The organism is Streptomyces sp. NPDC006174, from assembly GCF_040614075.1.
Lineage (GTDB): Bacteria > Actinomycetota > Actinomycetes > Streptomycetales > Streptomycetaceae > Streptomyces.
This window is the reverse complement of the sequence record NZ_JBEXTJ010000001.1, coordinates 954,051-978,150: the sequence shown is the minus strand read 5'-3', so window position 1 is coordinate 978,150 and position 24,100 is coordinate 954,051. Positions and strand designations below refer to the sequence as shown.

Genomic DNA, 24,100 nt, shown 5'->3' with positions numbered 1-24,100 from the left:
GTCGACTACTTCGAGAACAGCGGCCTCCCCTTCGTCATCGCCCTCAACGGCTTCGACGGACACCAGCCCTACACCCCCGACGAGGTCCGCGAAGCGCTCCAGATCGGACCGGACACCCCGATCCTGACGACGGACGCCCGCCACCGCGCCGACGCCAAGAGCGCGCTCATCACGCTGGTCGAGCACGCGCTGATGGCCCGCCTGCGCTGAGGACACGTACGCGAAAGGGCCCCGCACTCCTCGAGGAGTGCGGGGCCCTTCTCGTAACGCCTCTTGAGGGTCAGCCCTGCCAGCTGTGCGGCGCGCGGAAGCCCGGCGTGCGCTCCAGGCGGCGCCAGCCGGCCGTGTCGCGGCCGCGGTGGGCGGGCGCGGAGGGCTGGGCGGCGGCGCGGGCCATCAGGACGGCGGTGATGGCCGCCAGCTCCTCGGGGTCGGCGTGACCCTTCTCGACGCGCAGGACGGACTCGGCGGAAGTCAGGCTCATGGTGGGGTGTCTCCGTCTTCTCGGCAGGTGTCGTGGACCGTGCGGCGAATCGCGCCGCTGCGGTGGGCGACTACTGCGGGGGGTTGCCGTGCTTGCGGGACGGCAGGTCGGCGTGCTTGTTGCGGAGCATGGCGAGCGAGGCGATGAGCACCTCGCGGGTCTCGGCGGGGTCGATGACGTCGTCGACCAGGCCGCGCTCGGCCGCGTAGTAGGGGTGCATCAGCTCGGCCTTGTACTCCTTGACCATGCGGGCGCGCATGGCCTCGGGATCCTCGGCGTCGGCGATCTGGCGGCGGAAGATGACGTTGGCGGCACCTTCGGCGCCCATCACCGCGATCTCGTTGGTGGGCCAGGCGTAGGTGAGGTCGGCCCCGATGGACTGGCTGTCCATGACGATGTACGCGCCTCCGTAGGCCTTCCGCAGGATCAGCGAGATGCGAGGCACGGTGGCGTTGCAGTAGGCGTACAGCAGCTTGGCGCCGTGCCGGATGATCCCACCGTGCTCCTGGTCCACGCCGGGCAGGAAGCCGGGGACGTCCAGAAGAGTGATGATCGGGATGTTGAAGGCGTCGCACATCTGCACGAACCGCGCGGCCTTCTCGGACGCCTCGATGTCCAGCACACCCGCCAGCGCCTGCGGCTGGTTGGCGACGATGCCGACGACCTGGCCGTCCAGGCGGGCCAGCGCGCAGATGATGTTGCGGGCCCAGCGCTCGTGGATCTCCAGGTAGTCGCCGTCGTCGACGAGCTCCTCGATCACCTGGTGCATGTCGTACGGACGGTTGCCGTCGGCCGGGACCAGGTCCAGCAGCACGTCGCCGCGGCGGTCGGCCGGATCGTCACTCTCGACGGTCGGCGGGTTCTCGCGGTTGTTGGAGGGCAGCATCCCGATGAGGTAGCGGACCTCGGCGATGCAGGTCTCCTCGTCGTCGTACGCGAAGTGCGCGACGCCGCTCGTCTCGGCGTGCACGTCCGCGCCGCCGAGGCCGTTCTGCGTGATCTCCTCGCCGGTGACCGCCTTGACGACGTCCGGTCCGGTGATGAACATCTGCGAGGTCTCACGGACCATGAAGACGAAGTCGGTGAGCGCCGGGCTGTAGGCCGCGCCGCCCGCGCACGGACCGAGCATCACGCTGATCTGCGGGATGACACCGGAGGCGCGCGTGTTGCGCTGGAAGATGCCGCCGTAGCCGGCGAGCGCCGAGACGCCTTCCTGGATACGGGCGCCGGCGCCGTCGTTGAGCGACACCAGCGGCGCACCGGCCGAGATGGCCATGTCCATGATCTTGTGGATCTTCGTGGCGTGCGCTTCGCCCAGCGCGCCGCCGAAGATCCGGAAGTCGTGCGCGTAGACGAAGACCGTGCGGCCCTCGACCGTGCCCCAGCCGGTGATGACACCGTCGGTGTACGGCTTCTTGGCCTCCAGGCCGAAACCGGTGGCCCGGTGGCGGCGGAGCTGCTCGACCTCCTTGAACGAGCCCGCATCCAGCAGCAGCTCGATGCGCTCGCGCGCGGTCAGCTTGCCCTTGGCGTGCTGCGCCTGGGTCGCGCGCTCGCTGGGGCCGCGCCGGGCCTGCTCGCGCAGGGCCAGCAGTTCGGCCACCCGGCCACGCGTGTCGCTCGGCTGCTCACCCTGGGTTTCGTCCACAACGGTCATGCATCGACCCTACGAACCCCGACCCAGAAATCGTGCCGTCGACTCCGTACAGTCTCCTGCCCGGTTTCGTGGTGGGAGTGAACAGAACCATCCCGCCATGCACGCGATCCACCAGCGAAACGCCGTTCCGCGTTGTACGAACCTAACAAAGGGCCCGGTGTGCCGTGGGCCACAGGCCGCTGAGGAGGCCCGAAGGCCCCCTCAGTATGGCCCAGCACTGTTCAGTTCGGCTCCACCGCGCCTCGACGGCTGTTCGCCGGAGGTTCAAACCCCGCAGTGGAAGCGGGCGTTGCCCCAGTCGGCGTGGTCGTTGCCGTTGCCGTCACCGCCGTCGTCGACGACGAGTTCGACGTACCGCGCGCCGGTGACGTCGGCGGTGAGCTTCCAGGCCGGATCGGCGGCCCCGAGCACCGGCGACTTCACCTTCTCCGTGCCGTCGGCGGTGACCGAGAACCGCACGCTGCCGCGCGTGGCCTGGACGTCGTCGACCCCGACATCGGCGGTGAACGACGAGCACTTCCCGCCGAGGTGGTACCGGACCGTCGCCGGTGCGTGGGTGCCGAGGCCCTTGGCGTACGCGACTCCGCCGACGCTCAGCGGACTGCCGTCGCCGGTCCCGGTCTCGCCGTTGGACCGGTCGCGCTCGACCGGTCCCCAGCCGTTCTTGGAGTCCGTCCAGTCGAGGTCACTGGCCCAGCTGTCCTCGGTGGGCGGCGGCGGCAGCGTCCGTACGGAGGTCTGCGCGCCGAGCGTACGCCGGGAGCCCTGGACGGCGTACGTGGCTTGCGCGCCGAGCTGGTACGTCACGTACGCGGCGTCCACCGGCGGCGTGACCCGCCAGCTGCCGGTCACCTTCGCGCCCGGAGCGACGGAGTCGAAGGTGACGGCCCCGGCGGGCTCGGCCTGCCAGCCCTCCGGCACGGTCAGCGCCAGCTCCACACCGGTGGCGGCGGTCGCCTCGTCGTTGCCGAAGGTCGCCTTGACGGTGTTCGGAGCGCCCGGTTCCAGCGTCTCGGCGTCGGCGGCCACGGCGAGCGTGCCGCAGACGGCCTCCTGGCCGGCCGGCGCCGGGCCCAGGTCGGTCACGGTGAAGGCGTCGAGCACGAAGTCCGCGCCTTCCGGCGCTCCGGCCGGCTTCCGCAGCCCGGTCCAGGTGTCGCCACAGCCGGCGGTGAGGGTCTGGCTGAAGTGGCCGGTCGTGCGCTGCTGTCCGATCGGCGTGGTGCGGGTCTCGGTGGACGACGCCGTGCCGCCGGCGACCCGGTCGTAGCCGTCGACCCATTCGTAGGCGCCGGCATGGCTGGACTGGTAGGCGAACTCCACCTTGTACCGGTGGCCGTCCTTCATCGGGACGGTCCACGGTGCGGTGCGGTAGACGAGGCCGGTGTTCTCCTCGTGGGACTTCAGCGACTCCTTCTCCCCGAGCACGTCGTCGATGAGCTTTCCGTTCCAGCCGGACTGCGTGTACGGGGCGTTGAGCTGGGAGATGTGGGTGCGAGGGTCGGTGGAGCCGCCCGCGTCGCCCTTGAGGAACGGGCCCCAGCCCTGGTCGACCGCCTCGAAGTCCTCATACACGAGCGTGCCGGGCCGGGTGGTGGGCGCGTTCTCGACGATCCGTACGTCATCGGCGCGGACGGTCGCCGAGGGGCCCGCCGCCGCCTCGATGCGCAGCGCGGTGCGGCCGTTGGCAGGTGCGGTGAAGGTGACCTTGGCGCGCTGGAAGCGGGTGCCGTGCCAGTCGGAGGCGGCGACGAAGTCCTCGGCGGTGGACCGCTCGACGGCGACCGACTGTCCGGCCGCGCTCACCGTCGTACGACGGGACCGGCCGGGTTCGACCTCGATGAGGACGGAGGCGGTGTAGCGCTTGCCGGGCTTGAGGCCGGTGACGGGCTGGGAGAGCGCGGCGGTGGCGGTGCCGGAGAGGGCGGCGCTGTTACGGCCCTGGTCGTCTGTGTGGCGGACGACGGTTCCGGTCTTCGTCCAGCCCTTGAGCGTACGGTCGTTGAAGCCGGGGTCCTTGAGCGGCGTGCCCTGGCCCCATGCGGGGTCGGCCGTGCGAGGCGCCTGGTCCGGGTAGAGGACGTACGGCTGTCCGGCGGTGGCGGTCAGCGTGATCTTGCCGTCGGCGGACGGGCGGACCGTGGCGGCCTTCTCACGGCCGTTGTCGGTCAGCTCGTACACCGTGTAAGAGCCCTTGCCCGGCACCTCCCAGCTGCTCGTGCCGCCGGTCTCGCTGTAGTGGTAGAGCTTCTTGCCGCCGTCCCACGGCAGCAGGTAGTCGGTCCCGCTGAGCACCTTGCGGCCCTGCTCGTAGAAGGTCCGCCTGCCGTCCTCGACCGTGCCGCGCACACCGCCGGTGAAGGTGACGTCGTTGCCGTTCCAGCGGGTGATCCTCTGCTGCTGGAGGTACTTGGCGGGCAGGTTCTTCTGCCAGACGGCGGCGGTGAAGGCGTTCCAGTCGGTCTCGCCGGTCCAGCCCTCGAACTCCTCCAGGACGCTCTGGCCGAGGACCGGGTGGTTGTTCCAGATGTCCTTCTCGCCGTTGCGGATGAACCGGATGATCTGCGAATTGAGGCCCTTGTTGGTGGCTCCGCCGTAGTTCAGGTCGTTGGCCCAGTGCGACCAGAGCGAGGCGCGCTCGAACTTGTCGGCCCACTCCGTGCCGACCGTCCAGCCCTGCTTCCGCACGGCCTGGATGGTCTTGTCGGCGATCCAGCCGTGGCTGTAGTAGACGTCGATGTAGAGGAAGTCGAGGTTCTTGTCGGTCTCGTCGCGCAGCTGCTGGAAGCGCCTCGCGAGATCGCCGCTGTTGAGGTCGCGGCGCTGGTCGATGTAGTAGCTCTGGTTGAGCCAGTTCCAGCCGGGCTTGGCCTTGTCGACGAGCTGCTCGCTGAAGGCCCTGGCCTCCGGATAGGACTCGGTGGCGTTGACGTGGACGCCGAAGTCGGCGCCCCACTTCTTGCCTTGCCTGAGCAGCGTGTTGAGGTCCTTGAGTCCGCCGGCGCGCTTGTTGTAGTTGCCGCCGTAGTCCGGATGGGCGGAGTCGTGGCCCTCGGAGCCGTACCCCTTGAGGACGGCGAGCTGGCCGAGGCCGTCGGTGGCCTGCGAGATCCGCTTGACGTCGTCGAGCGTGCGCAGGAAGGGGTGGGTGGCCTGGCTGGCGAAGTTGAACGGGATGTGCGTGATGACGCGGTCGGCGGTCTGCTCGCTGCCGGGCGCGGTGATGCCGATGGAGCGGAAGGCGATGGCGCCGTCCTGCCAGTCGACGGACGCGTCGCCGTTGGCGTCCGGGGCCACGACGACCTTGGCCCAGGGCAGGTTCTCGCCGCTCTCCGGCTTCGGTGCGCCCGCGCCGCGGTAGGTCCACTGGCCCGAGCTGACGCCGACCCGGACGCTGCCATCGGCCTCGGTGCGGGCCTGGCGCCAGAGGCGGGCGTCGTCGCCGCCGGTGGGTCCTGAGGGCTTGTCGTAGGAGGAGTTGGACTCGACGGCGGCGGCGAGGGAGGCGGTGTTGAGGATGGCGTAGGTGGCGCCGACGGGTGCGGGGTCCGGCTTGGTGGTGCCGGTGACCTTGGCGAAGACGTCGGCGGTACGGGTGGAGTCCGGGTCGAGCGTGGTGAACGCGGTGGCGGCGCCGGGTTCGGTGGAGCCGACCGAGATCAGGTCGTGGCCGGGGATGTCGATGGTCCCGACCCGGAAGGCGGCGGTGTCGCGGACGGCGGTCACCTTGAAGGTGGTGGTCCGGCCGGAGACGGTGAGCGAGGCGTCGATCTCGACGCCGGGCAGGCCGGTGAAGGCGAGGGTGTAACGCGCGGAGGAGCCGTTGATCTTCGGGGCGGCCTTGAGCTTCACCGGGTGGGCGGTGCCGTTCAGGGTCACGGCGGTGACCGGCCGCGTACTGCCGAGCAGGCTCTTGCCACTGGCCCGGTCGGTGTACGACAGGACGCGTGGGAAGTCGTCGGCCACGGCGACGGTGAGGTGGGCGGAGGAGAGGGTGGCGGACGCGGCGTCGGACCGGGCCGGCCCGGCCGGTACGGAGGACGGATCGGCGGCTGCGGCGGGGAGGGCGGCGGTCCCCAGGAGCGCCAGGACGGCGGCCGAGGCGACGGCTGAGGCCACGGAGACCGGGCCGGCGGAGGGGAATCTTGGCGACATGGCCTCTGAGTAGTCGCCGTGTCGGGACACCGTCAACGAATGTCGGTCCCGAGGGCCGTCTCCGTCCAACAACCGTGGTCCGTTAGTCCAAGTGGCCTCGGCACCGGCCACGACCGGCCTCTCGTTCACCTCTTGGCCGCGACCACCTCCGTACGGTCACGGTTCGCACCTGCCCGGCTCCGCCAAGTACCCGTTCTTGTCGTCGAGTTGTGAAGACCCGGAATTTTTGAGAGCGCTCTCAGCCTTAAGTATTGACGGCCGTCCCGCCCCTGGCGAGAGTGGTGCCCACTCCGCAGACACCCCCACTGTCCGGCCCTTCCCCCACCACGCCCACGACCCGTCTGCGGCCCCCCACACACTCGGGAGTTCCCTCGTGATTTCACGCCGAATGTTCCTGACCGGCGCCGCCGCATCGGCCGCCGCACTGACGTACCCCGCCTGGGGCACCGCCCTCAGCCCGCGCGCCTCGGCGGCGCCCGCCACCTGTGAACTGGCCCTGGAGAACAAGTCGTTGCCGGGCACGGTGCACGCGTACGTCACCGGCCACGAGCTGGGCACCGACCGCTGGGTGCTGCTCCGGCCGAACGGCGAGGTCTACCGTCCCGACTCCCCCGGCGCCCCGCAGACCCCGCTCCCGGTGGACTGCGCGATCCCGCTGAACGCGGCCGGTGCGGCCCCGGTGGTACTGACCCTGCCGCAGATGTACGGCGCGCGCGTCTACTTCGTCCGCGACGACAAGCTGGACTTCTTCCTCAACCCGGGCCCGTCGCTGGTGGAGCCCGCCTTCGCCACGCCGACGGACCCGAACTACGGGCGGACCTGGGCGTTCGCCGAGTTCACCTTCAACACCGAGCAGCTGTACTCCAACATCAGCTACGTGGACCTGATCACCGCGCTCCCGATCGGCATCACGCTGGAGGGCGACGGCACGCACGTCGTGGCCCCGCACCCCGCGGGCGCGGCGGAGCGGATCGCGGAGGACCTCCTCGCCCAGGCGGCCGCCGACGGGCAGCCGTGGGACCAGCTGATCACGCGCGGCGACGACGGCAAGGTGCTGCGGGTGGTCTCGCCGCAGAACATCATGGCCCCGTACTTCGACCGGCCGGCCGAGATGCCGTTCCGTGGCCTGTTCGAGGCGCAGATCGACGAGGTGTGGCAGAAGTACCGCTCGGAGGACCTGCGGATCGACCTCCAAGGCGGGCGGGGCACGCTGGCGGGCCGGGTCAGCGGCGACGTCCTGACCTTCGAGGGCGGCCACACGTTCACCAAGCCGGAGACGAAGGACATCTTCACCTGCAACCACGGCCCGTTCACCAACAACCCGGGCGACTCCGACGACAAGAAGGCGATCCTGGCGCGGCTGGCGGCCGGCTTCAACCGGTCGATCATGCTGAGCCACCCGAGCCAGCCGAACGGCACCTCGGTGTCGGACTACTACACGACGCCGGTGACCAACCACTGGTCCCGCGTGGTCCACGCCAACAGCCCGATCGGCTACGCGTTCCCGTACGACGACGTCCGCCCGGACGGCGAGCCGGACGTCTCGGGCGCGGCGCACGACGGGAACCCGCGCCGCTTCACGGTGAGCGTGGGCTCCTGACCCGCTGGATGAACGCCTCGCGCCGGGCCTGCGTCACAGGAGGCCCGGCGCGGGGCCGTCACCTGGTGAGGGTGCCGTCCGGGACGTCCTGGACGGTGACCTTGTTGCGCTGCCGGTCCAGGACGGCGGCCACGACGTCTCCGAGGCCGGCCCGGTCGTGCGTCTGCTCGGGAACCGCGCCGTCGGTGTACCGCTCGATGGCCTTCGTCAGGTAGGCCGGGTTCCAGGAGCCGACGGCTCCGCTGACGTCGACGGCCTCCACCCGTCGCTTGCCGACGACCCGCTTGACGGCCGGCAGGATCTCGTCCGAGTAGAGCTTTCCGTCGACGCGGAAGAGGCTGGCGTGACCGCCGACCTTGCCGCCGTCCCGCAGGTGGACGGTGATGACGAGGCAGCTGGTGACGGACGGATAGGTGATCGTCCCGCCGGGTCCCACCTCGTCGACCTCGCCTTCGCCGATCGAGGCGGAGGCGGGTGCGGGGGCGCGTTGGAGGGTTGAGGTGGCGGGGCCGTCTGCCTGGTGTGCCTGAGGTGTCCGCTGGACAGGAGCGCTGGACATCGCGCGGTGCGCGTTGGCCTCGGCCTCGCGCTCGAAACGGTCGGACGGGTCGCTGATCCGCAGGCCCGCTCCGTTGTCACTGCCGGAGACCGGCCCTTGGCGCTGCTGGATGACGTGGGTCAGCTCGTGCGCGAGCGTCTGCTTGTCGCCGCCGCCCTCACCGATGACGACATGGCTGCCCGAGGTGTAGGCGCGCGCGCCCACCTCCGCCGTCGAGGCCCGCGCGGCCGAGCCCGTGTGGAGGCGTACGTCCGAGAAGTCGGCGCCGAGCCGGGCCTCCATCTCGGTCCGGGTGGAGGCGTCGAGAGGACGGCCCGGAGCGCTCAGGACGTCAGGGACGGTGGAGCGCTGCACGGCGTGCCCGGCCATGGGGTGGCCGGCGCGGCGGAGCATCTGGACGACCGCCGCGTTGCCGGCGCCGGCCTGGAGGGCGAGGAGCGTCGGCGGTGGCGTCACGGTACGGGCCGCGGGCCTGCCGGCCGCCTGCCGTGTGCTCGGGTCTTCTCTGGTCGTCGCGTTGCCGTGGGCGTACATGATGGCCTCCCGTGCAGAGTGCGGTCGTTCCCTGATACCAGAGGGACGGAGGGACCGGCAGGGACCTGAGGGCAGCCTGTGCGGACCGGCCGGGCACATCGAGGTGACCGTCACCTGTATGCGCTCTCGACACACCATCAATTCATACTATTCAAGGCATCCTTGACATTCTCTCCGGTGTCCCGGAACCGTTCCGTATGCGAAAGAACAGGCTCCCCTGCCGTACGCTCGCGGCGCTCGCCGCCGTATTCCTGCTGACGGCTCCCGCCACCGCCCACGCCTCCGCACCTCCGCCGACCGCCGAGGGCCTGCGCGCCTTCCAGCAGAGTTACGGCCTCACTCCCACGGGCCGCCTGGACACCGCCACGGCCCATCTGCTCAGCTCCGCGCCGGACAGCGAGCTGCGCGCGGCGTTCGCCGACCCGTCCGACCTCGGCCCGGAACAGCTCGCGCACGCGCGTACGGTCATCGGCGTCGGGAAAGGAGCGGACATCCCGGAACAGGGCCAGGTCATCGCACTGATGACGGCCATGCAGGAGTCGACGTTCGTCAACTACACGACTCCGGTGGACCATGACTCGCTCGGCATCTTCCAGCAGCGCCCGAGCATGGGCTGGGGCACGCCGGAGCAGATCACCCAGGTCCCGACCGCGTCGAAGTCCTTCTACGGCCTGCCGTCGCCGACCAGCAATCCCGGGCTGCTCCAGATCAAGGGCTGGGAGTCGATGGAGCCGGGCAAGGCGTGCCAGGCGGTGCAGCGGTCCGCGCACCCGGACCGGTACGCACAGTGGGAGGAGTTCGCGCGGGAGCTGCTGAAGCAGGAGGGACCGACGGTGGACCCGATCGACTGAACCGGTACGTGTGTGGGCCGCCCTGTCCTGCCAAGGCGGCCCACACGCGGGCTCAGCAGCCTCCGCAGTTGTAGTAGGTCACGTCCCAGTGGTTGCCCTCGTCGGCGTAGATGTTGCCGGAACCGGACCGGTACTGGCGGGCCCCGTCGCCGCGTACGCCGATGTAGGTGAAGACGCCGGTGACGTAGTTGTTGAGGCAGGTGCTCTTGGCGAAGTCGAGCTTGTAGCCGTTCCAGTGGGAGTACGTGCCGCCGGCGTGCCCGGTCTCCGTACCGCCGGTGATCCTGAGCGCGCAGCCGGTGGCGCTCTTGAGCGTCTGGGCGCCCTGGGCGGTCGGCAGGTTGAGCTGGTCGAACGAGGTGCAGGTGGGGACGTTCCGGTTGGAGCAGCCGCCCGAGGACGACCAGGTGATCCCGGAGGAGCTGAACCGGGAGGTCGCCTGGGCGTGGGTCAGCTTGGTGACGGCGTGCGCCTCGGTGGCGCCACTGCCGAGGGCGCCGACGCCGGGGACGAAGAGCGCGCCGAGGACGAGGGCCAGGGCGGTGAGGGCGGAGCGGAGTCGTGGGTGGTTCACCATGGGGATTTTTCCTCCTGCTCATGACAAAACAGAGGACGTACGGACGCGGGGCCGCGCACGCCGGGCAGGGAGATAGTGCCCGAGTTCTACGCGCGTCCGCCAGAGGGCGATCCAGGGATGGGGAGAGTCGAAGCGAGGAAAGGTTGAAACTTGAACAAGATGGAGTTAGAGTCAATCTCGTTGAAGGTTAAACAACACCGCCGACACGCCGACGCACCTGCGCCACCCCCGCGCAGCACCGCTCGCACACGTCCCCCGAGGAGGAGCCATGGCTCTGTTCACCCGCAAGTCGACCGCCGCCACCCCGACCGCCGTCGCCGAGGCCCCCGCGGTGGACCCCGCGCTGGCCGCCCTGACCGGCGTCTACACGATCGACCCGGCCCACAGCAGCATCGGCTTCACGGTCCGCCACGCGATGGTCACCAACGTGCGCGGCTCCTTCGGCGAGCACGAGGGCACGCTGACCCTGGACGGCACCGACCCGGCCAACTCCTCCGCCGCCATCGACGTCAAGATCGCCAGCGTCGACACCGGCATCGCCGACCGCGACGGCCACCTGGTCAGCGGCGACTTCTTCGACGCCGAGAAGTTCCCGCTCATGACCTTCCGCTCGACGCGCGCCGAGCAGCTGGGCGGCGAGTCGTACCGCGTCACCGGCGACCTGACCATCAAGGACGTCACGCGCCCGCTCTCCATCGACCTGGAGTTCAACGGCTCCGCCACCGACGTCTACGGCAACGAGCGCGTCGGCTTCGAGGGCGGCGCGGACATCCTGCGCTCCGACTGGGGCCTGACCTGGAACGCGGCGCTGGAGACCGGCGGGGTCATGGTCAGCGACAAGGTCAAGCTGAACTTCGACATCTCCGCGATCAAGGCGGCCGCACCGCAGGCGTGACGGCCGATCCGTACCCGTACGGAAGAACAGCGCGCCCCGGACACCCGGGGCGCGCTGTCGTACGTAGGCGTACGGGTTACTTCTTGACCTTCTCCGCGAAGAGCGGGACGACCTTCTCCAAGGCGTACGAGACGGAGAGGATGGAGTCCGTGGCGAACGCCTGGGCGATGTCCTTGTCGTCGAAGATCAGCGCGTTGCCGGCCTTGACCGACGGGACCGCCTTGTACAGCGGGTCGTTGCTGATGTCCGTGGCGGGGATGCCGATCGGGGTCATCACCGTGAGGTCGGCGTCCAGGAGTTCCAGGTTCTCCTTGGAGATGGAGACGGAGAAGCCGCCGTCGGCCTTGGCCTCGACGGCCGGGCTGTTCTTGAAGCCGAGGCGCTCGACGAAGTCGACGCGGCCGGTGCCGCCGACGTACGCGCCGTACCCCTCGGAGGTGCGCGAGCCGAGGACGATCGTGGCGTCCTTGAACTCCGGGTGCGCCTTCGCGGCCGCCTCGAACTTCTTCTCGGTCTCCGCGATCAGCTCCTCGCCCTTCTCGGGCACGCCCATCGCGGCGGCGATCATCGTGGTCTGCTGCTCCCACGAGATCATGTACTGGTCGCCGCCCTCGGGCACGCCGACGGTCGGAGCGATCTTCTTCAGCGTGTCGTAGCGGGTCTGGTCGCCGCTGGACTTCGTGTCGACGATGAGGTCCGGCTGGAGCGAGGCGATCTTCTCGAACTCCGGCTCCATCGTGCCGATCAGCTCGGGCGCCTTGTCGTACTTGCCCTTCGCCCACGGGCCGACACCCTCGCCGCCGAACGGCAGCCAGTCGCTCGCGCCGACCGGCTGGCCGCCGAGCGCGAGCACGGTCTCGGCGTCGCCCCAGCCGAGCGCGACGATGCGCTGGGGCTGCTTCTCGACGGTGACCTCGCCGAACTTCGTCGCGACCTTGGCGGGGAAGGCGCCTTCGGAGGCGGCGGAGGACGGAGCGGCGGACGTGTCGGAGGAGTCGTCCGACGTACCGCAGGCGGAGACGCCGACGAGCAGGGCGGCGACGGCACCGGCCATCAGGACGGGCGTGCGGCGCGGGCGCCGAGGAGCGGAAGCGTTCATACCCTTTAGGCTAGCCTCACCTAATGACAACGGTGCCATGGGGTGGGCCGTACGGTCTCAGGCCGCCGGGTCCTTCACATGGTGGCGGCCCAGCGGCACCACCATCGGCGTGGCCGACGCCGGGTCCGCGATCACCGAGCACCGCATCCCGAACACCTCGCCGACCAGCGCTTCCGTGACGATGTCCACCGGCCGGCCCTCCGCCAGGATCCGGCCGTCCTTCATGGCGATCATGTGGTCCGCGTACCGGCAGGCCAGGTTCAGGTCGTGCAGCACGGCCACCATCGTCACGCCGCGCTCCCGGTTGAGGTCGGTGAGCAGGTCCAGCACGTCGAGCTGGTGGCTGGCGTCCAGGTACGTCGTCGGCTCGTCCAGCAGCAGGATGTCCGTCCGCTGCGCCAGCGCCATCGCGATCCACACCCGCTGCCGCTGACCGCCGGAGAGCTCGTCCACCGGCCGGTCGGCCAGCTCCAGTACGTCGGTGGAGAGCAGCGCCTGCGCGACCGCCTCGTCGTCCTCCGCGCCCCAGCGGCGGAACCAGCCCTGGTGCGGGTAGCGGCCGCGGCCGACCAGGTCGGAGACGGTGATGCCTTCAGGAGCGGTGGGGCTCTGCGGCAGGATGCCGAGGACGGCGGCGACCTCCTTGGTCGGCATCTCCTGGATCGACCGGCCGTTGAGGAGCACCGCTCCGGCGGAGGGCGCGAGCAGCCGGGCCATCGCGCGCAGCAGTGTCGATTTGCCGCAGGCGTTGGGGCCGACGATGACCGTGATCCTGCCGGGCGGGACCGTCACGCTCAGACCGGTGACGATCTCCCGGTCGCCGTAGCCGAGCCGGACGTCCCGGGCCTGAAGAGTGTGCTCAGCCACGACCGGGCCACGCCTTTCGTTGTCGTCGTCTCGAAGAACCGGCATCTCAACCCCCACTGCCCACACGGTTGGCGCGGGCCAGGAGGAGGAGCAGGTACGGCGCGCCGATGATGCTGGTGACCACGCCCACCGGCAGCTGCACCGACGGCAGCAGGTGCTGCGCGGCGAAGTCGGCGACGAGGACCAGCAGCGCGCCGGTCAGCGCCGCGTGCGGCAAGGCGGCGCCACGGCCCGGGACCAGGCGGCGGGCGATCGGCGCGGCGACGAAGGCCACGAACCCGACGGGCCCGGCCGCCGCCGTGGCGACCCCGGCCAGCGCCGTGGCGCACCCGAGCAGCGCGAGCCGGCTCGGCTCCACCTTCGTACCGAGTCCGGCGGCGGCATCGTCACCGAGCTGCAGCGGCCGCAGCGCGTGCGCGGCGACGGCGGTGAGCGGGACGAGGAGCGCGAGCGCGCCGAGTATCGGCCAGAACTGGTTCCAGGAGCGCCCGTTGAGGCTGCCCGCGAGCCAGCGGAAGGCCTCCTGCGCGTCGGTCACCTCGGAGCGGGCCATGACGTACCAGACCACACTGGAGAGGCCCATGCCGACGCCGATCCCGACGAGGACGAGGCGCTGTCCGGCGACGCCCTGCCGCCAGGCGAGCAGATAGATCGCGGCCCCGGCGCCGATCGCGCCGATCAGCGCGCAGGCGGAAAGAGCGAGTCCGCTGACCTGGAAGAGCAGCGCGGCGGTGACGGCGACGGCGCTGGCTCCGGCGCTGATGCCGATGAGGTCCGGGCTGGCGAGCGGGTTGCGCAGCACGGTCTGGAAGACGCCTCCGGAGAGGCCGAACGCGGTGCCGACGAGGACCGCCAGCAGAGCGCGTGGCAGCCGCAGCTCCAGGACGACGAACTGCGAGCCGCCGTCGCCGCCTCCGAGGAGCGTCTCGACGACCTTGCCGATCGGCATGACCATGTCGCCGACGCTGAGTGAGAGGCCGAGGACGGCGACCACGGCGACGAGCAGGACGGCCGCGACGGTCACGGACCGCCGGCGCCGTCGTCCGCGTACGGCGTCGATCTGCCGTACGGCGTCGGCGAGCCGGTCCTTCTCCGTGTCCACAGCCGTGGCGGGCCCCGGGCTCACAGTTCCACCAGCTTTCTGCGCCGGACCAGCCAGATGAAGGGAACGCAGCCGATCGCGGCGGTGATCACGCCGACCTGCACCTCGCCGGGCGGCGCGACCACGCGGCCGGTGATGTCGGCGACGAGCAGCATGATCGGAGCGAGGACCATGCTGTACGGCAGCACCCAGCGGTAGTCCGGCCCGGTGATCAGGCGGGCGGCGTGCGGTACGGCGAGGCCGACGAAGCCGATCGGTCCGGCGACGACGGTGGCCGCGCCGCAGAGCACCACCACGGCACCGGCCGAGATCATCCGCGCGACCCCGACCCGCTGGCCGAGGCCGCGAGCGAGGTCGTCGCCGAGCGAGAGGGCGTTGAGCTGCGGGCCGAGGGCGAGGGCGAGTACGGCTCCGACGAGGATGAACGGCGAGACCTGCCAGAGCACCTCGGAGGAGCGGGCGGTCAGCGCGCCGAGCTGCCAGAACCGGAACTGGTCGTAGCTCCCGCGGTCCTGGAGCAGGATCGCGCTGGTGATGGAGGTGAGGACGGCGCTGGTCGCGGCGCCCGCGAGCGCCAGCTTGACCGGCGTGGCGCCTTCGCGGCCGAGCGAGCCGACGCCGTACACGAGCAGGGCGGCGAGCAGCGCGCCGAGGAAGCCGAACCAGATGAACTGGGTGGCGACGGTGAAGCCGAGCAGCGTGATCGAGCAGACGACGGCGACGGAGGCGCCCGCGTTGATGCCGAGGAGCTGAGGGTCGGCGAGAGGGTTACGGGCGACGCCCTGCATCACCGTCCCGGCGAGGCCGAGCGCCGCACCGGCGAGCAGCCCGGCGACGGTACGCGGGATGCGGACCTCCTGGATGACGAGCTGGCCCTTGACGGTGAGGTCGGGGTCGAAGACGCCGGGCAGCACGTCACGGAGGGGTACGTCGCCGGAGCCGATGGCGAGGCTCGCCGCGACGACGAGGACCAGGACGCCGAGGGAGGCCAGGAGCCCGAGGGCGAGGACGGGCCGGCTGCGCTTGGCCCGCGCCTCCTTCGTGCCGCCGTCCGTCGCCTCCCCCTTCTTCAGGAGGACGGAGCCGCTCACGGCCCGGCCACCGGGACGGTGGCGACCGGAATAGGGTTGTGCACGGTGTCTCACCCTTGCTCATCGGCGCGTTCGGGCACGGGGCGCCCCGGCGCACGGCCGTCCGCACCCGGGCACCCTGGAGGACGCAGGGCAGGGGCCCCAAAGTAAGGTCACCCTAACAGCGCCGGTCCGACCCCACACCGCCGCACCCCACGAGCCCGGAGCGCTTCCTTGCCGTACGCCGCCGACCCCGCCGCCCTCACCTCCGGCCCGCTGGCCGGGGCCGTACCTCTGGGTTCGGCGGAGGAGCTGCGCGAGATCCTGGGCACTCCGCACCCGATCGTGATCGACAAGGTCCACGACCGGCTCACCGAGGACGACCTGGCCCTGCTGGCCCGCTCCCCGTTCTGCGCGGTCTCCACCTCCGACGCCGCCGGCAACTGCGACGTCACCCCGCGCGGCGACGGCCCCGGCTTCACCCACGTCCTCGACCCCGGCACCCTGGCCCTCCCCGACCGCCCGGGCAACCGCCGCGCGGACAGCTTCCACAACATCCTGTCCAACCCGCACGTGGGCCTGCTCTACCTCATACCCGGCGCGATGGACGTCCTCCGCGTCAACGGCCGCGCCCGCATCCTCACGGACGCCCCGTTCTTCGACGCGATGACGTTGAAGGGCCAGCGCCCGAAGCTGGCCCTGGTGGTGGAGATCGACGAGATCTTCCGCCACTGCTCGAACGCGCTGCGGCGGTCGGGGGTGTGGGCACCGGAGACGTGGGAGGTGGCGGCGGCAACCGACTGACCCGCGGCGCACGACAGGCCCCCACCCCCGCCGGCGGCGGGGAAGGGGGCCTGTGCCGTGGTCCTGAGAGGTGAGCCGTCGCCTCAGGCCTTGTGCTGCATCGACGAGCGGGCCGGGTTGGTCTGCTTCGCAGCCTTCGGGTCCTTCTCGCCCGCCTTCGCTCGTACGCCCTGCTCCACGCGCTTGCCGAGCGTGCTGTCGACGTTCGACCAGTACGTGAACGCCCGCTGCAGCACCGGCTCCGTCACGCCGTTCAGCAGGTGGCCGACGATGTTGTCGACCAGGCGGTCCCGCGCCGCGTCGTCCAGGACCTCGCGGACCATCGTGCCCGCCTGGCCCCAGTCGTCGTCCTCGGCGTGGTCGACGTACGCGGCCCGGGTGATGTCGCCGTCGGCGTACCAGCTCGGCGGCGTTCCGTAGCGCGCCGTGTCCGCCTCCGGACCGCCCTTGGAGTTCGGGGCGTAGACCGGGTCGGTGGTCCTCCGGTACGCCATCGCCCCGTCCTTGGAGTACGTGTGCACCGGGACGACGGGCGCGTTGACCGGCAGCTGCTGGTAGTTGCCGCCGATCCGGTAGCGGTGCGAGTCCGCGTAGGAGAACAGGCGCGCCAGGAGCATGCGGTCCGGGCTCGGGCCGATGCCCGGCACCAGGTTGTTCGGCTGGAACGCCGCCTGCTCGATCTCCGCGTGGTTGTCCGTGGGATTGCGGTCCAGCGTCATCCGGCCGACCTCGATCAGCGGGTAGTCGCTGTGCGGCCACACCTTGGTCAGGTCGAACGGGTTGAACCGGTAGTCCTTGGCGTCCTCGTACGGCATGATCTGGACCTTGAGCGTCCAGCTCGGGAACTCGCCGTCGCGGATGTGCTCGAACAGATCACGCGTGTGGTAGTCCGTGTCCGCCGAGGCCATCTGGTCGGCCTCGTCCTGCGTGAACGTCTCGACGCCCTGGTCGGTCTTGAAGTGGTACTTCACCCAGAACCGCTCACCCTGCGCGTTGATCCACATGTACGTGTGCGAGGTGTAGCCGTTCATGTGGCGCCAGGTTCGCGGGATACCGCGGTCGCCCATCAGCCAGGTGACCTGGTGCGCCGACTCCGGCGAGAGCGTCCAGAAGTCCCACTGCATGTCGTGGTCGCGGAGGTTGTTGTCCGCGCGGCGTTTCTGCGACCGGATGAAGTGCTGGAACTTCATCGGGTCCTTCACGAAGAACACGGGGGTGTTGTTGCCCACCATGTCGTAGTTGCCTTCGCTGGTGTAGAACTTCACCGCGAAGCCGCGCGGGTCCCGCCAGGTGTCCGGGCTGCCGCGCTCCCCGGCGACGGTGGAGAACCGGATGACCAGGTCGGTCGTGACGCCGGGCTGGAAGAGCGCGGCCTTCGTGTACGCGGAGACGTCCTGGGTCACCTCGAACTTCCCGAAGGCCCCGCTGCCCTTGGCGTGCGGCTGGCGCTCGGGGATGCGTTCGCGGTTGAACTGAGCCATCTGCTCGATCAGGTACGAGTCCTGGAGCAGGATCGGTCCGCCCGGGCCGACGGTGAGCGAATGCTCGTCGCTCTCCACCGGGGCGCCGGAGTCGGAGGTGGTGGGCTTGCGCGAGGTGTCGGTCATGTCGCCATTTCCTCTTGTTTGTCTTCCGCAGACGTGTCGGCGATGGCTCCTATTACGGCTGCCCTACTGGCCCTCTGCCAATGTAGGCAGACACGGACGAATCGACCCGTTGAGGGCCAGAGCGATGCGGGGCCCGTTCTGGGGCGCCCGGCCTGGTCAGCGGGACCGCTGGCCCGCGACCACGCGGTAGAGCAGCAGAACGATCACCGAACCCACGATGGCGGCGATCCATGTCGACAGGCTGAAGAAACCGTCGATCGAGTCCACACCGAAGATCACCTTGCCCAGCCAGCCGCCGAGCAGACCGCCCACGATGCCGATCACGATCGTGAGGAGGCACCCCCCGGGGTCCTTGCCCGGAGTCAGCGCCTTGGCGATGAGTCCCGCGAACAGGCCGATGAGGATCCAGGCGATGATGCTCACGAAAGTCTCCCTTTACGTTGCCGACGTACCGGCACCTCTGTGGCGCCCGGCCCTCTCCGCGTATCCCCGCAGCGGAAGCTCACACATCGACCGCACCACGGCCACCGGCCCGGGGCCCGTCATTCACCGGGACGCGTTACGCCGGACGGGGACGGGTGGGCCGGTGGCCGGGGGATGCGGGCCAGGGGACGGAGGCCCGGCGCGCCCTCTCAGTCCAGGACCGCCGTCGCCTCGATCTCGACCAGGTGCTCCGGTACGTCGAGTGCCGCGACGCCCACCAGCGTGCCCGGCGGGACCGGGGTGACGCCGAGCCTCGCCGCCGCCCGGGCCGCGCCCTCCAGGAACCGCGGCATCTTGTCGGGCGTCCAGTCGACGACGTACACCGTCAGCTTCACCACGTCCGCGAAGGAACCGCCGGCGCCGGCCAGCGCGGTCGCGATGTTGAGGTAGCACCGCTCCACCTGAGCGGCCAGGTCGCCTTCAGCGACCGTGGCGCCGTCCGCGTCCCAGGCGACCTGTCCGGCGATGAAGACGAGCTTCGAGCCGGTCGCGACGGCGACCTGCCGGTAGGCCCCGACCTTCGGCAGTCCTTCGGGATCCAGCAGTGTGATGGCCATGTTCCGCGCCTCCTCGTGAAGACCTGGCGGTCTCTTGTGGTTACTCAGGAACCGTAGGAGAGTCAACGCTGACGTGGAAGAACGCACTTTTGAGTGACGGAGGAACCTCATGGTGACCAAGCAGTTCAGCGGCTCGCCCGACGAGGCGGACCTCCGACGGGCGGACTCCTTGGCGCGGGAGATCTTCTCGGACGTCGCCAACAAATGGGCACTCCTGATCATCGAGGCCCTGGGTGACCGCACCCGGCGCTTCAGCGAGGTGCTCAAGGAGGTCGACGGCATCAGCCACAAGATGCTCACGCAGAACCTGCGCATGCTGGAGCGCAACGGCCTGGCCGAGCGGACCGTGTACGCCACCGTGCCGCCGAAGGTCGAGTACACCCTCACCGAGCCGGGCCAGGGCCTACGCGAGACGGTCCACCGCATGTGCGACTGGACGCAGCAGCACCTCGGCCACATCGAGGAGGCTCGCGGCCGGTTCCCGGGCTGAGTCCGGCGCGGCGGCGGCCTGGTTAGAACATGTGACGGCCGTTCGACGCAACGTACCGGCCCCGCCGCGCGTCCTCAGGAGCGTGATGGATTTCCTGGACCCGTCCGCCGAGGGCGGTCTCGCAGACGACGAAGTGACCGTGCGGCCGGGCCCGTGGTGGCGCCACGCCTTGTGGGTGGTGGGCGTCGCGGCGCTCGGTGTGGGCATGGGATGGGCCGGCTCGCTGTTCCGCCTCGGCCCGGACGACTACGGGCTGCTCGCCGCCGCTCCGGGGTCGCCGTGGGCCTACCTGGCCGTCTGGGCCGCCACCGCGCTGGCGGTCACGACCGTGCTGCGGGTCGCGGCGGCCAAGGTGCCGGTCCCTTCTCCCGGCACGATCGCCGTCATCCTCCTCCTCATAGGTACCCGCCTCTCCCTGGGCCGGCGCCCGGAGACACCGGAGCTCGCCGCGATGGCGGCGGCCGCGCTGGTGCTGGCCGGCGCCTGGGCGGGAATCGCGCTGCGCGCGGCAGGCGTCGCGCGGAAGGCACAGCGGCAGACAGCGCAGCGGCAGAAGGCGGCGAGCTCCGGCGGTTCCTGATGGCGGCTCAGGGGATCAGACGAGGGTCATGCTGATCTGCTCACCGCTGACCGTCCAGTGCTGACGGATCCCCGACGGGTTGCACGGCTCCACGTTCACGATCCGGGTCCTCGGATAGTCGCTGGACAGGCACATGCCGGGGTGCGCGGACTGGAAGACCGCCTCACCGCTGACCGTCCAGCGCTGACGCGGCCCGGAGTTGCACGGCTCGACATTGACGATCCGGGTTCTCGGGTAGTCGCTGGTCAGACACATGCCGGAGTGTGCGGACTGGTAGACCGCCTCACCGCTGATGGTCCAGCGCTGGCCGGAACCGAAGTTGCACGAGGCGACGTTGACGATGCGGGTCGTCGGATAGTTGCTGTTCAGGCACATGGTCCCGGCGGTCGGGGCCACTCCGGCGGCCGGGGCGGCGGCGGTCGCTGCCGCGACGGGTGACGGCAGAGCGAAGGACGTCAGAGCGAGCAGGGCGGGCACGAGGAGCTTGCGGAACACGCTGGGCATGAGGAAGAACCCTTCACAGTCGGCAGTGGAGGCGTCGAGGCACTGAGGTCTCGAGCCTTGAGGCGTTGAAAGATTCTCCTCAACTCGCTGCGCCCGTAGGCCACTTGCCGGAAATAGATCGTGATGCGGCGCAAAGCCGCCGCCCTCGGCCCGGCAGGCCCGGCACCTCACCTCCACCGCTCAAGATCATCGGCTCTTCACCCGGCAGCACGTCCACCACGGCGTGTGCGAGCGCACGGAGGCGGCGGCCGCGTTCTGGGTGGCGCCGGAGGCACAGGCCAAGGCCGTTCCCGACGCGAGACCGTCCAGGAGTTCCAGAACCTCCTCGGCGACCGGGCCGGCTCCCTGGGGCATGTGGCGCGAGCCGCGCGGCTGAGCGTTCCGGGGCGCGAAGCCGACCCAGGGCGTCAGTCCAGCGTCTGGGTCAGCTCGCTGCGGGTCGCGGTGTGCACGACCCGGCCGCGCGCCCCGTTGACGATCGGCAGGTACGGCGGAACGTGCCCGCACTCCACATCGGCGATGACGGGCACGTTCAGGGAGCCGAGCGCGTCGAGCACCGCTTCGTGCTGGGTGAGCGAGTCGGTGCCGGGTGCCGAGGTCCGGCCGACGAGGATCGCGTTCGCCGTGTCGAAGAATCCGGCCAGCCGCATCCCGTGCAGGTTCCGGCAGATGGCGAACGCGTCGTCGCCACCCGCTTCGACATAGACGAGGAGCCCTTGCGGGGACTCGGCCCGCGCAAAGGCGGAGGTGTCGAGACAGGACGTGCCCGCGAGGTTGCAGAGCATCTCGATACAGCCCCCGATCAGGCGCCCCTCGGCCTCCACGTCCCCGTCGCCGTCCAGCCGGGTCCATCGGCCCGGTGTGTCGAGCGTGTACGCGCGTACGTCGGGCCGGGTGCGGTAGTCGTCCCAGCCCGTTGCCCGGTAGCGGCCGGGAGGTACCTGCGTGAAGCGGTGTCCCACGGGTGCCGAGACGATGTCGAGCCACGACAGCAGCCCCTCGGGCACGCGGTAGGGCGTGTCCATGAGGTTGTTGCCGTGCACGGTGGCCGTTCCCGTGAGGAGGGTGAACGGCGTCATGACGGTCGACAGGTCGGAGAACCCGACCAGCCAGGTCGGCTCGGCCGCACGCAGGCGGTCCCAGTCCAGCAGAGGCAGCAGGTCGATCGCCGTCTCCCCGCCCCAGGGCGGCACCACGGCCCTGATGCCGGGGTCCGTCAGCATCGCCGTCAGCTCGGCGGCGCGGTCGGCCGCCGGGGCACTGACATGACCGTCGCCGCTCATGCAGTGCCCGACCACCACCTCGTACCCCCTGGCCTCCACCTCGCGGATCGCCACGTCGAGGCGCCCCTGAAGCTCTTTCGGGACTCCGCTCGACGGAGAGGTGACGCCGACACGGTCAGCGGGACGCAGAGGGCGTGGGTATCGAACTGACATGCGCCGGATTCTGACAGGCCGAAGATTTCCCGGCACACTTTTTTCGTGCACCTCCGGACAGGATTCAGCCATTCTCCCATCCGGAAATCACCCTGCGGGAACGGTGCGTGCACCGGTGATACTCCTGACACACAGGACGCACAGCACGTTCGGCTCGTGATCAGGGAGACCAGGGGGATCAGAGATCATGGTCAGTCCAGGGCCCGCACGCATCGTCGCCGCAGGGATGACCGCGACGGCGGCCGTGCTCGCGATCATCTACCTGCCGGTCCCCACCGGGCCGCCGCCACCCCGGACGACGTCATCGGCGAGCGCCGCCGACACCACCGAACTCACGCGGCTCGCCGAGGAGTACCTCCAGCAGCGGGCCGACATGCTGACGAACGCCCGCCCCACGGTGGAGGCAGCGGGCGGACGCCTGCGGACCACCCCGGCCATGGCGGCCCGCGCCCGGAGCGAGCTCGCCGCGCTCGCGGAGAAGGGCCTGCGGTACGAGGACATCGACATCGGGTACACAAAGGCGCGGGTCGACGTCGAAGTCACCACCGCGAACGTCACCGACGGAACGGCCACGCTGCAACTCACCGACCACACCCGCCTCTACTTCGCGCGCACTCCGCAGCAGGTCGAGGACGGTTCGCCGGAATGCGAGGAGTCGTCGCTCCCCCGCACCATGACCTTCGCCCGAGGAGCCGACGGCAGGTGGCTGCTCTCCTCCGACCGGGTCGATGAGGAAGGCGGGCCGTTCCCGACGACCGAGGTGGACGAGGCACGGTTCGATCCCGCCGCCTGAGCACCCCGCCGCCTGAGCACCTTCCACCCCCGCCCGGCGTACGACGCCTCTCAGCCGCGCCGCCGTTCCTCCACCGCGACACGGGTGTCCTCGGCGATCAGGTCGCCGTTGATCACGCTCGCCGCCATGAGCCCGGCCGCCGCCGCGCCGATGACCTGTTCGGTGAGGCGGGTGACGTTGCCCGCCGCCCAGACACCGGGGACCTCCGTCGCGCCGACCGGGTCGGTGGGCACGTACGTACCGATCACCTCACCGCCCATCTCCTGCGCGACCGGCACCAGCCCCAGCGATTCGAGCACGGCCGAGCGGGCGGTGAAACGGGCCTGGATCACCAGTGCCTCGCGCGGAATCAACCGGCCGCCGGCCAGGCGTACGCCGGTGAGACGGTCCTCCGCGACCTCCAGCCCCGTCACCTCACCGTCCACCACGGCCACACCCCGCGCGGCGAGCTGCTCGTACTCCTCGTCCGTCGGCTCCGGGCCCGTGTGGCGGAAGAGCGTGACGTCGTCGGTCCACTGCCGCCACATCAGCGCCTGATGTACGGCGAGAGGGCCCACGGACAGGATCCCGACCGGGCGGTCCGCCACCTCGCGCCCGTGGCAGTACGGACAGTGCAGCACCTCACGCCCCCACCGCTCCGCCAGCCCCGGTACGGCCGGCAGCTCGTCCACGAGCCCCGTGGTCACCAGGAGCCTGCGCGCCTCCACCGCCGACCCGTCCTCCATCACCACCCGGAAGCCGCCCTCCCCCGGCAACCTCTCGGCCGAAGCCACCCGCCCTTCGACGACCTCCCCGCCGTACCCGGCCACCTCACCCCGCCCGATCGCCAGCAGCTCGCCGGGCGGCGTCGACTCGCGGCCCAGGTAGTTGTGCACGTGGGACGCGGGAGCGTTACGAGGCTCCCCCGCATCGATCACCAGCACGGAGCGCCGAGCCCGCGCCAGGGTCAGCGCCCCGCTCAGGCCGGCCGCTCCGCCTCCCACGATCACCACGTCGTACCGCTGCTGCTTCATGTCGGTCATGCAGACCACCTCCAGTTGATGGAGATGGTGCGCGCAGGGCGGACGTAACGACAAATGTGCTTGCCGAAACGGCAAGGTCACCCGCGGTCGAACTCGAACCACACGATCTTGCCGGGGTTCCGCCCCGCCCCGCCCCGCTTGTCCGCCAGCGCCGAGACCAACAGCAGCCCGCGGCCACCTTCCTCCTCCACACCCGGCAGCCCGTCCGCCATACGCACCTCCATCCGCGACTCCAAGGTGACCGACGGGCCCATCCTCACCGTCGAGCCCGCCGCCTGGGGCGCCTTCGTCCGGAGCGGCACCACTCTCTGAGGCGTACGCAACCGGCTCCACACACCCGCCCCGCCCTCGGCATCTCGGCCGGAAGCGGGGCG

At 70.5% G+C, this 24,100-nt stretch carries 22 protein-coding genes and 4 pseudogenes; 10 read left to right on the top strand and 16 right to left on the bottom strand.

Annotated elements, in window-relative coordinates:
• Positions 1–210, top strand: a pseudogene (locus ABZ267_RS04390) (ATP/GTP-binding protein); the annotation flags it as partial.
• Between the two features lie 70 nt (positions 211–280).
• On the opposite strand, the gene ABZ267_RS04385 reads toward ABZ267_RS04390, so the two are convergent.
• From ABZ267_RS04385 to ABZ267_RS04375, 3 genes are all read right to left on the bottom strand, one after another.
• Complete coding sequence (locus ABZ267_RS04385; RefSeq protein ID WP_093692620.1) at positions 281–484, bottom strand: acyl-CoA carboxylase subunit epsilon; 204 nt, start codon at positions 482–484, stop codon at positions 281–283.
• Positions 485–554: 70 nt separating this feature from the next.
• Positions 555–2,141, bottom strand: a complete 1,587-nt coding sequence (locus ABZ267_RS04380; RefSeq protein WP_356748350.1) for an acyl-CoA carboxylase subunit beta — start codon at positions 2,139–2,141, stop codon at positions 555–557.
• A gap of 264 nt (positions 2,142–2,405) precedes the next feature.
• Positions 2,406–6,296, bottom strand: coding sequence for an endo-alpha-N-acetylgalactosaminidase family protein (locus ABZ267_RS04375; protein WP_356748348.1), 3,891 nt, complete (start codon positions 6,294–6,296; stop codon positions 2,406–2,408).
• Between the two features lie 388 nt (positions 6,297–6,684).
• Between ABZ267_RS04375 and ABZ267_RS04370 the strand changes: the two genes are divergently transcribed.
• Complete coding sequence (locus ABZ267_RS04370; RefSeq protein WP_356748383.1) at positions 6,685–7,896, top strand: glycoside hydrolase family 64 protein; 1,212 nt, start codon at positions 6,685–6,687, stop codon at positions 7,894–7,896.
• A gap of 556 nt (positions 7,897–8,452) precedes the next feature.
• Here the strand turns inward: ABZ267_RS04370 and ABZ267_RS04365 are convergent.
• Positions 8,453–8,989: pseudogene (locus tag ABZ267_RS04365) on the bottom strand (DUF4157 domain-containing protein); the annotation flags it as partial.
• Between the two features lie 197 nt (positions 8,990–9,186).
• On the opposite strand from ABZ267_RS04365, the gene ABZ267_RS04360 reads away from it, so the two are divergent.
• Positions 9,187–9,840: a peptidoglycan-binding domain-containing protein gene (locus ABZ267_RS04360; RefSeq protein WP_356748346.1), complete on the top strand. Its 654-nt coding sequence runs from the start codon at positions 9,187–9,189 to the stop codon at positions 9,838–9,840.
• Between the two features lie 52 nt (positions 9,841–9,892).
• On the opposite strand, the gene ABZ267_RS04355 is transcribed toward ABZ267_RS04360, so the two are convergent.
• Positions 9,893–10,417: a hypothetical protein gene (locus ABZ267_RS04355; protein ID WP_356748344.1), complete on the bottom strand. Its 525-nt coding sequence runs from the start codon at positions 10,415–10,417 to the stop codon at positions 9,893–9,895.
• Positions 10,418–10,685: 268 nt separating this feature from the next.
• Between ABZ267_RS04355 and ABZ267_RS04350 the strand changes: the two genes are divergently transcribed.
• Entirely contained in the window at positions 10,686–11,312 is a 627-nt protein-coding gene (locus tag ABZ267_RS04350) for a YceI family protein (RefSeq protein WP_356748342.1), read from the top strand.
• Between the two features lie 76 nt (positions 11,313–11,388).
• On the opposite strand, the gene ABZ267_RS04345 is transcribed toward ABZ267_RS04350, so the two are convergent.
• Genes ABZ267_RS04345 through ABZ267_RS04330 form a run of 4 tightly spaced genes read right to left on the bottom strand, consistent with a single transcriptional unit; the run spans position 11,389 to position 15,471 of the window.
• Positions 11,389–12,411 (bottom strand): iron-siderophore ABC transporter substrate-binding protein, encoded by a 1,023-nt coding sequence (locus tag ABZ267_RS04345; protein WP_356748340.1) that lies wholly within the window; start codon positions 12,409–12,411, stop codon positions 11,389–11,391.
• A gap of 57 nt (positions 12,412–12,468) precedes the next feature.
• Positions 12,469–13,323, bottom strand: coding sequence for an ABC transporter ATP-binding protein (locus tag ABZ267_RS04340; RefSeq protein WP_356748339.1), 855 nt, complete (start codon positions 13,321–13,323; stop codon positions 12,469–12,471).
• Position 13,324: 1 nt separating this feature from the next.
• Positions 13,325–14,404: an iron chelate uptake ABC transporter family permease subunit gene (locus ABZ267_RS04335; RefSeq protein ID WP_356748337.1), complete on the bottom strand. Its 1,080-nt coding sequence runs from the start codon at positions 14,402–14,404 to the stop codon at positions 13,325–13,327.
• Complete coding sequence (locus ABZ267_RS04330; RefSeq protein WP_356748335.1) at positions 14,401–15,471, bottom strand: iron chelate uptake ABC transporter family permease subunit; 1,071 nt, start codon at positions 15,469–15,471, stop codon at positions 14,401–14,403. The genes ABZ267_RS04335 and ABZ267_RS04330 overlap by 4 nt, the downstream gene beginning before the upstream one ends.
• 213 nt (positions 15,472–15,684) lie before the next feature.
• Between ABZ267_RS04330 and ABZ267_RS04325 the strand changes: the two genes are divergently transcribed.
• A complete protein-coding gene (locus ABZ267_RS04325) occupies positions 15,685–16,254 on the top strand; it encodes an MSMEG_1061 family FMN-dependent PPOX-type flavoprotein (RefSeq protein WP_356748333.1) in 570 nt (189 codons plus the stop codon).
• Positions 16,255–16,337: 83 nt separating this feature from the next.
• On the opposite strand, the gene ABZ267_RS04320 is transcribed toward ABZ267_RS04325, so the two are convergent.
• From ABZ267_RS04320 to ABZ267_RS04310, 3 genes are all read right to left on the bottom strand, one after another.
• A complete protein-coding gene (locus ABZ267_RS04320) occupies positions 16,338–17,861 on the bottom strand; it encodes a catalase (protein ID WP_356748331.1) in 1,524 nt (507 codons plus the stop codon).
• 156 nt (positions 17,862–18,017) lie between these two features.
• Entirely contained in the window at positions 18,018–18,284 is a 267-nt protein-coding gene (locus ABZ267_RS04315; RefSeq protein ID WP_356748329.1) for a GlsB/YeaQ/YmgE family stress response membrane protein, read from the bottom strand.
• A 209-nt stretch (positions 18,285–18,493) separates the two neighbouring features.
• On the bottom strand, positions 18,494–18,901 hold the full coding sequence (locus tag ABZ267_RS04310; protein WP_356748327.1) for a RidA family protein: 408 nt from the start codon (positions 18,899–18,901) through the stop codon (positions 18,494–18,496).
• Between the two features lie 109 nt (positions 18,902–19,010).
• Here ABZ267_RS04310 and ABZ267_RS04305 point away from each other — a divergent pair, with 109 nt between their 5' ends.
• On the top strand, positions 19,011–19,391 hold the full coding sequence (locus tag ABZ267_RS04305; RefSeq protein WP_356748325.1) for a helix-turn-helix domain-containing protein: 381 nt from the start codon (positions 19,011–19,013) through the stop codon (positions 19,389–19,391).
• An 85-nt stretch (positions 19,392–19,476) separates the two neighbouring features.
• On the top strand, positions 19,477–19,971 hold the full coding sequence (locus tag ABZ267_RS04300; RefSeq protein ID WP_356748323.1) for a hypothetical protein: 495 nt from the start codon (positions 19,477–19,479) through the stop codon (positions 19,969–19,971).
• 15 nt (positions 19,972–19,986) lie between these two features.
• Here ABZ267_RS04300 and ABZ267_RS04295 read toward each other — a convergent pair whose 3' ends face one another.
• The gene (locus ABZ267_RS04295; RefSeq protein WP_356748321.1) at positions 19,987–20,475 is read right to left on the bottom strand and encodes a ricin-type beta-trefoil lectin domain protein; all 489 of its coding nucleotides are present in this window, start codon (positions 20,473–20,475) and stop codon (positions 19,987–19,989) included.
• 193 nt (positions 20,476–20,668) lie between these two features.
• On the opposite strand from ABZ267_RS04295, the pseudogene ABZ267_RS04290 reads away from it, so the two are divergent.
• Positions 20,669–20,814, top strand: a pseudogene (locus tag ABZ267_RS04290) (GNAT family N-acetyltransferase); the annotation flags it as partial.
• A 68-nt stretch (positions 20,815–20,882) separates the two neighbouring features.
• On the opposite strand, the gene ABZ267_RS04285 reads toward ABZ267_RS04290, so the two are convergent.
• Positions 20,883–21,911, bottom strand: coding sequence for a S66 peptidase family protein (locus ABZ267_RS04285; protein WP_356748319.1), 1,029 nt, complete (start codon positions 21,909–21,911; stop codon positions 20,883–20,885).
• A gap of 187 nt (positions 21,912–22,098) precedes the next feature.
• Between ABZ267_RS04285 and ABZ267_RS04280 the strand changes: the two genes are divergently transcribed.
• A complete protein-coding gene (locus tag ABZ267_RS04280) occupies positions 22,099–22,704 on the top strand; it encodes a hypothetical protein (RefSeq protein ID WP_356748317.1) in 606 nt (201 codons plus the stop codon).
• Between the two features lie 50 nt (positions 22,705–22,754).
• On the opposite strand, the gene ABZ267_RS04275 is transcribed toward ABZ267_RS04280, so the two are convergent.
• Together ABZ267_RS04275 and ABZ267_RS04270 are read right to left on the bottom strand one after the other, a co-directional pair.
• A complete protein-coding gene (locus ABZ267_RS04275) occupies positions 22,755–23,717 on the bottom strand; it encodes an NAD(P)/FAD-dependent oxidoreductase (RefSeq protein ID WP_356748381.1) in 963 nt (320 codons plus the stop codon).
• A gap of 86 nt (positions 23,718–23,803) precedes the next feature.
• A pseudogene (locus ABZ267_RS04270) lies at positions 23,804–23,947 on the bottom strand (ATP-binding protein); the annotation flags it as partial.
• A gap of 16 nt (positions 23,948–23,963) precedes the next feature.
• On the opposite strand from ABZ267_RS04270, the gene ABZ267_RS04265 reads away from it, so the two are divergent.
• Positions 23,964–24,038: a DUF397 domain-containing protein gene (locus ABZ267_RS04265; protein ID WP_356748380.1), complete on the top strand. Its 75-nt coding sequence runs from the start codon at positions 23,964–23,966 to the stop codon at positions 24,036–24,038.
• The last annotated feature ends 62 nt before the right edge of the window (positions 24,039–24,100 follow it).

What these genes read in the sequence shown, in the direction of transcription:
- ABZ267_RS04385 (WP_093692620.1), bottom strand. Translation starts at nt 484, where the DNA reads ATGAGCCTGACTTCCGCCGAGTCCGTCCTGCGCGTCGAGAAGGGTCAC.
- ABZ267_RS04380 (WP_356748350.1), bottom strand. Translation starts at nt 2,141, where the DNA reads ATGACCGTTGTGGACGAAACCCAGGGTGAGCAGCCGAGCGACACGCGT.
- ABZ267_RS04375 (WP_356748348.1), bottom strand. Translation starts at nt 6,296, where the DNA reads ATGTCGCCAAGATTCCCCTCCGCCGGCCCGGTCTCCGTGGCCTCAGCC.
- ABZ267_RS04370 (WP_356748383.1), top strand. Translation starts at nt 6,685, where the DNA reads ATGTTCCTGACCGGCGCCGCCGCATCGGCCGCCGCACTGACGTACCCC.
- ABZ267_RS04360 (WP_356748346.1), top strand. Translation starts at nt 9,187, where the DNA reads ATGCGAAAGAACAGGCTCCCCTGCCGTACGCTCGCGGCGCTCGCCGCC.
- ABZ267_RS04355 (WP_356748344.1), bottom strand. Translation starts at nt 10,417, where the DNA reads ATGGTGAACCACCCACGACTCCGCTCCGCCCTCACCGCCCTGGCCCTC.
- ABZ267_RS04350 (WP_356748342.1), top strand. Translation starts at nt 10,686, where the DNA reads ATGGCTCTGTTCACCCGCAAGTCGACCGCCGCCACCCCGACCGCCGTC.
- ABZ267_RS04345 (WP_356748340.1), bottom strand. Translation starts at nt 12,411, where the DNA reads ATGAACGCTTCCGCTCCTCGGCGCCCGCGCCGCACGCCCGTCCTGATG.
- ABZ267_RS04340 (WP_356748339.1), bottom strand. Translation starts at nt 13,323, where the DNA reads ATGCCGGTTCTTCGAGACGACGACAACGAAAGGCGTGGCCCGGTCGTG.
- ABZ267_RS04320 (WP_356748331.1), bottom strand. Translation starts at nt 17,861, where the DNA reads ATGACCGACACCTCGCGCAAGCCCACCACCTCCGACTCCGGCGCCCCG.
- ABZ267_RS04310 (WP_356748327.1), bottom strand. Translation starts at nt 18,901, where the DNA reads ATGGCCATCACACTGCTGGATCCCGAAGGACTGCCGAAGGTCGGGGCC.
- ABZ267_RS04305 (WP_356748325.1), top strand. Translation starts at nt 19,011, where the DNA reads ATGGTGACCAAGCAGTTCAGCGGCTCGCCCGACGAGGCGGACCTCCGA.
- ABZ267_RS04300 (WP_356748323.1), top strand. Translation starts at nt 19,477, where the DNA reads ATGGATTTCCTGGACCCGTCCGCCGAGGGCGGTCTCGCAGACGACGAA.
- ABZ267_RS04295 (WP_356748321.1), bottom strand. Translation starts at nt 20,475, where the DNA reads ATGCCCAGCGTGTTCCGCAAGCTCCTCGTGCCCGCCCTGCTCGCTCTG.
- ABZ267_RS04285 (WP_356748319.1), bottom strand. Translation starts at nt 21,911, where the DNA reads ATGTCAGTTCGATACCCACGCCCTCTGCGTCCCGCTGACCGTGTCGGC.
- ABZ267_RS04280 (WP_356748317.1), top strand. Translation starts at nt 22,099, where the DNA reads ATGGTCAGTCCAGGGCCCGCACGCATCGTCGCCGCAGGGATGACCGCG.
- ABZ267_RS04275 (WP_356748381.1), bottom strand. Translation starts at nt 23,717, where the DNA reads ATGAAGCAGCAGCGGTACGACGTGGTGATCGTGGGAGGCGGAGCGGCC.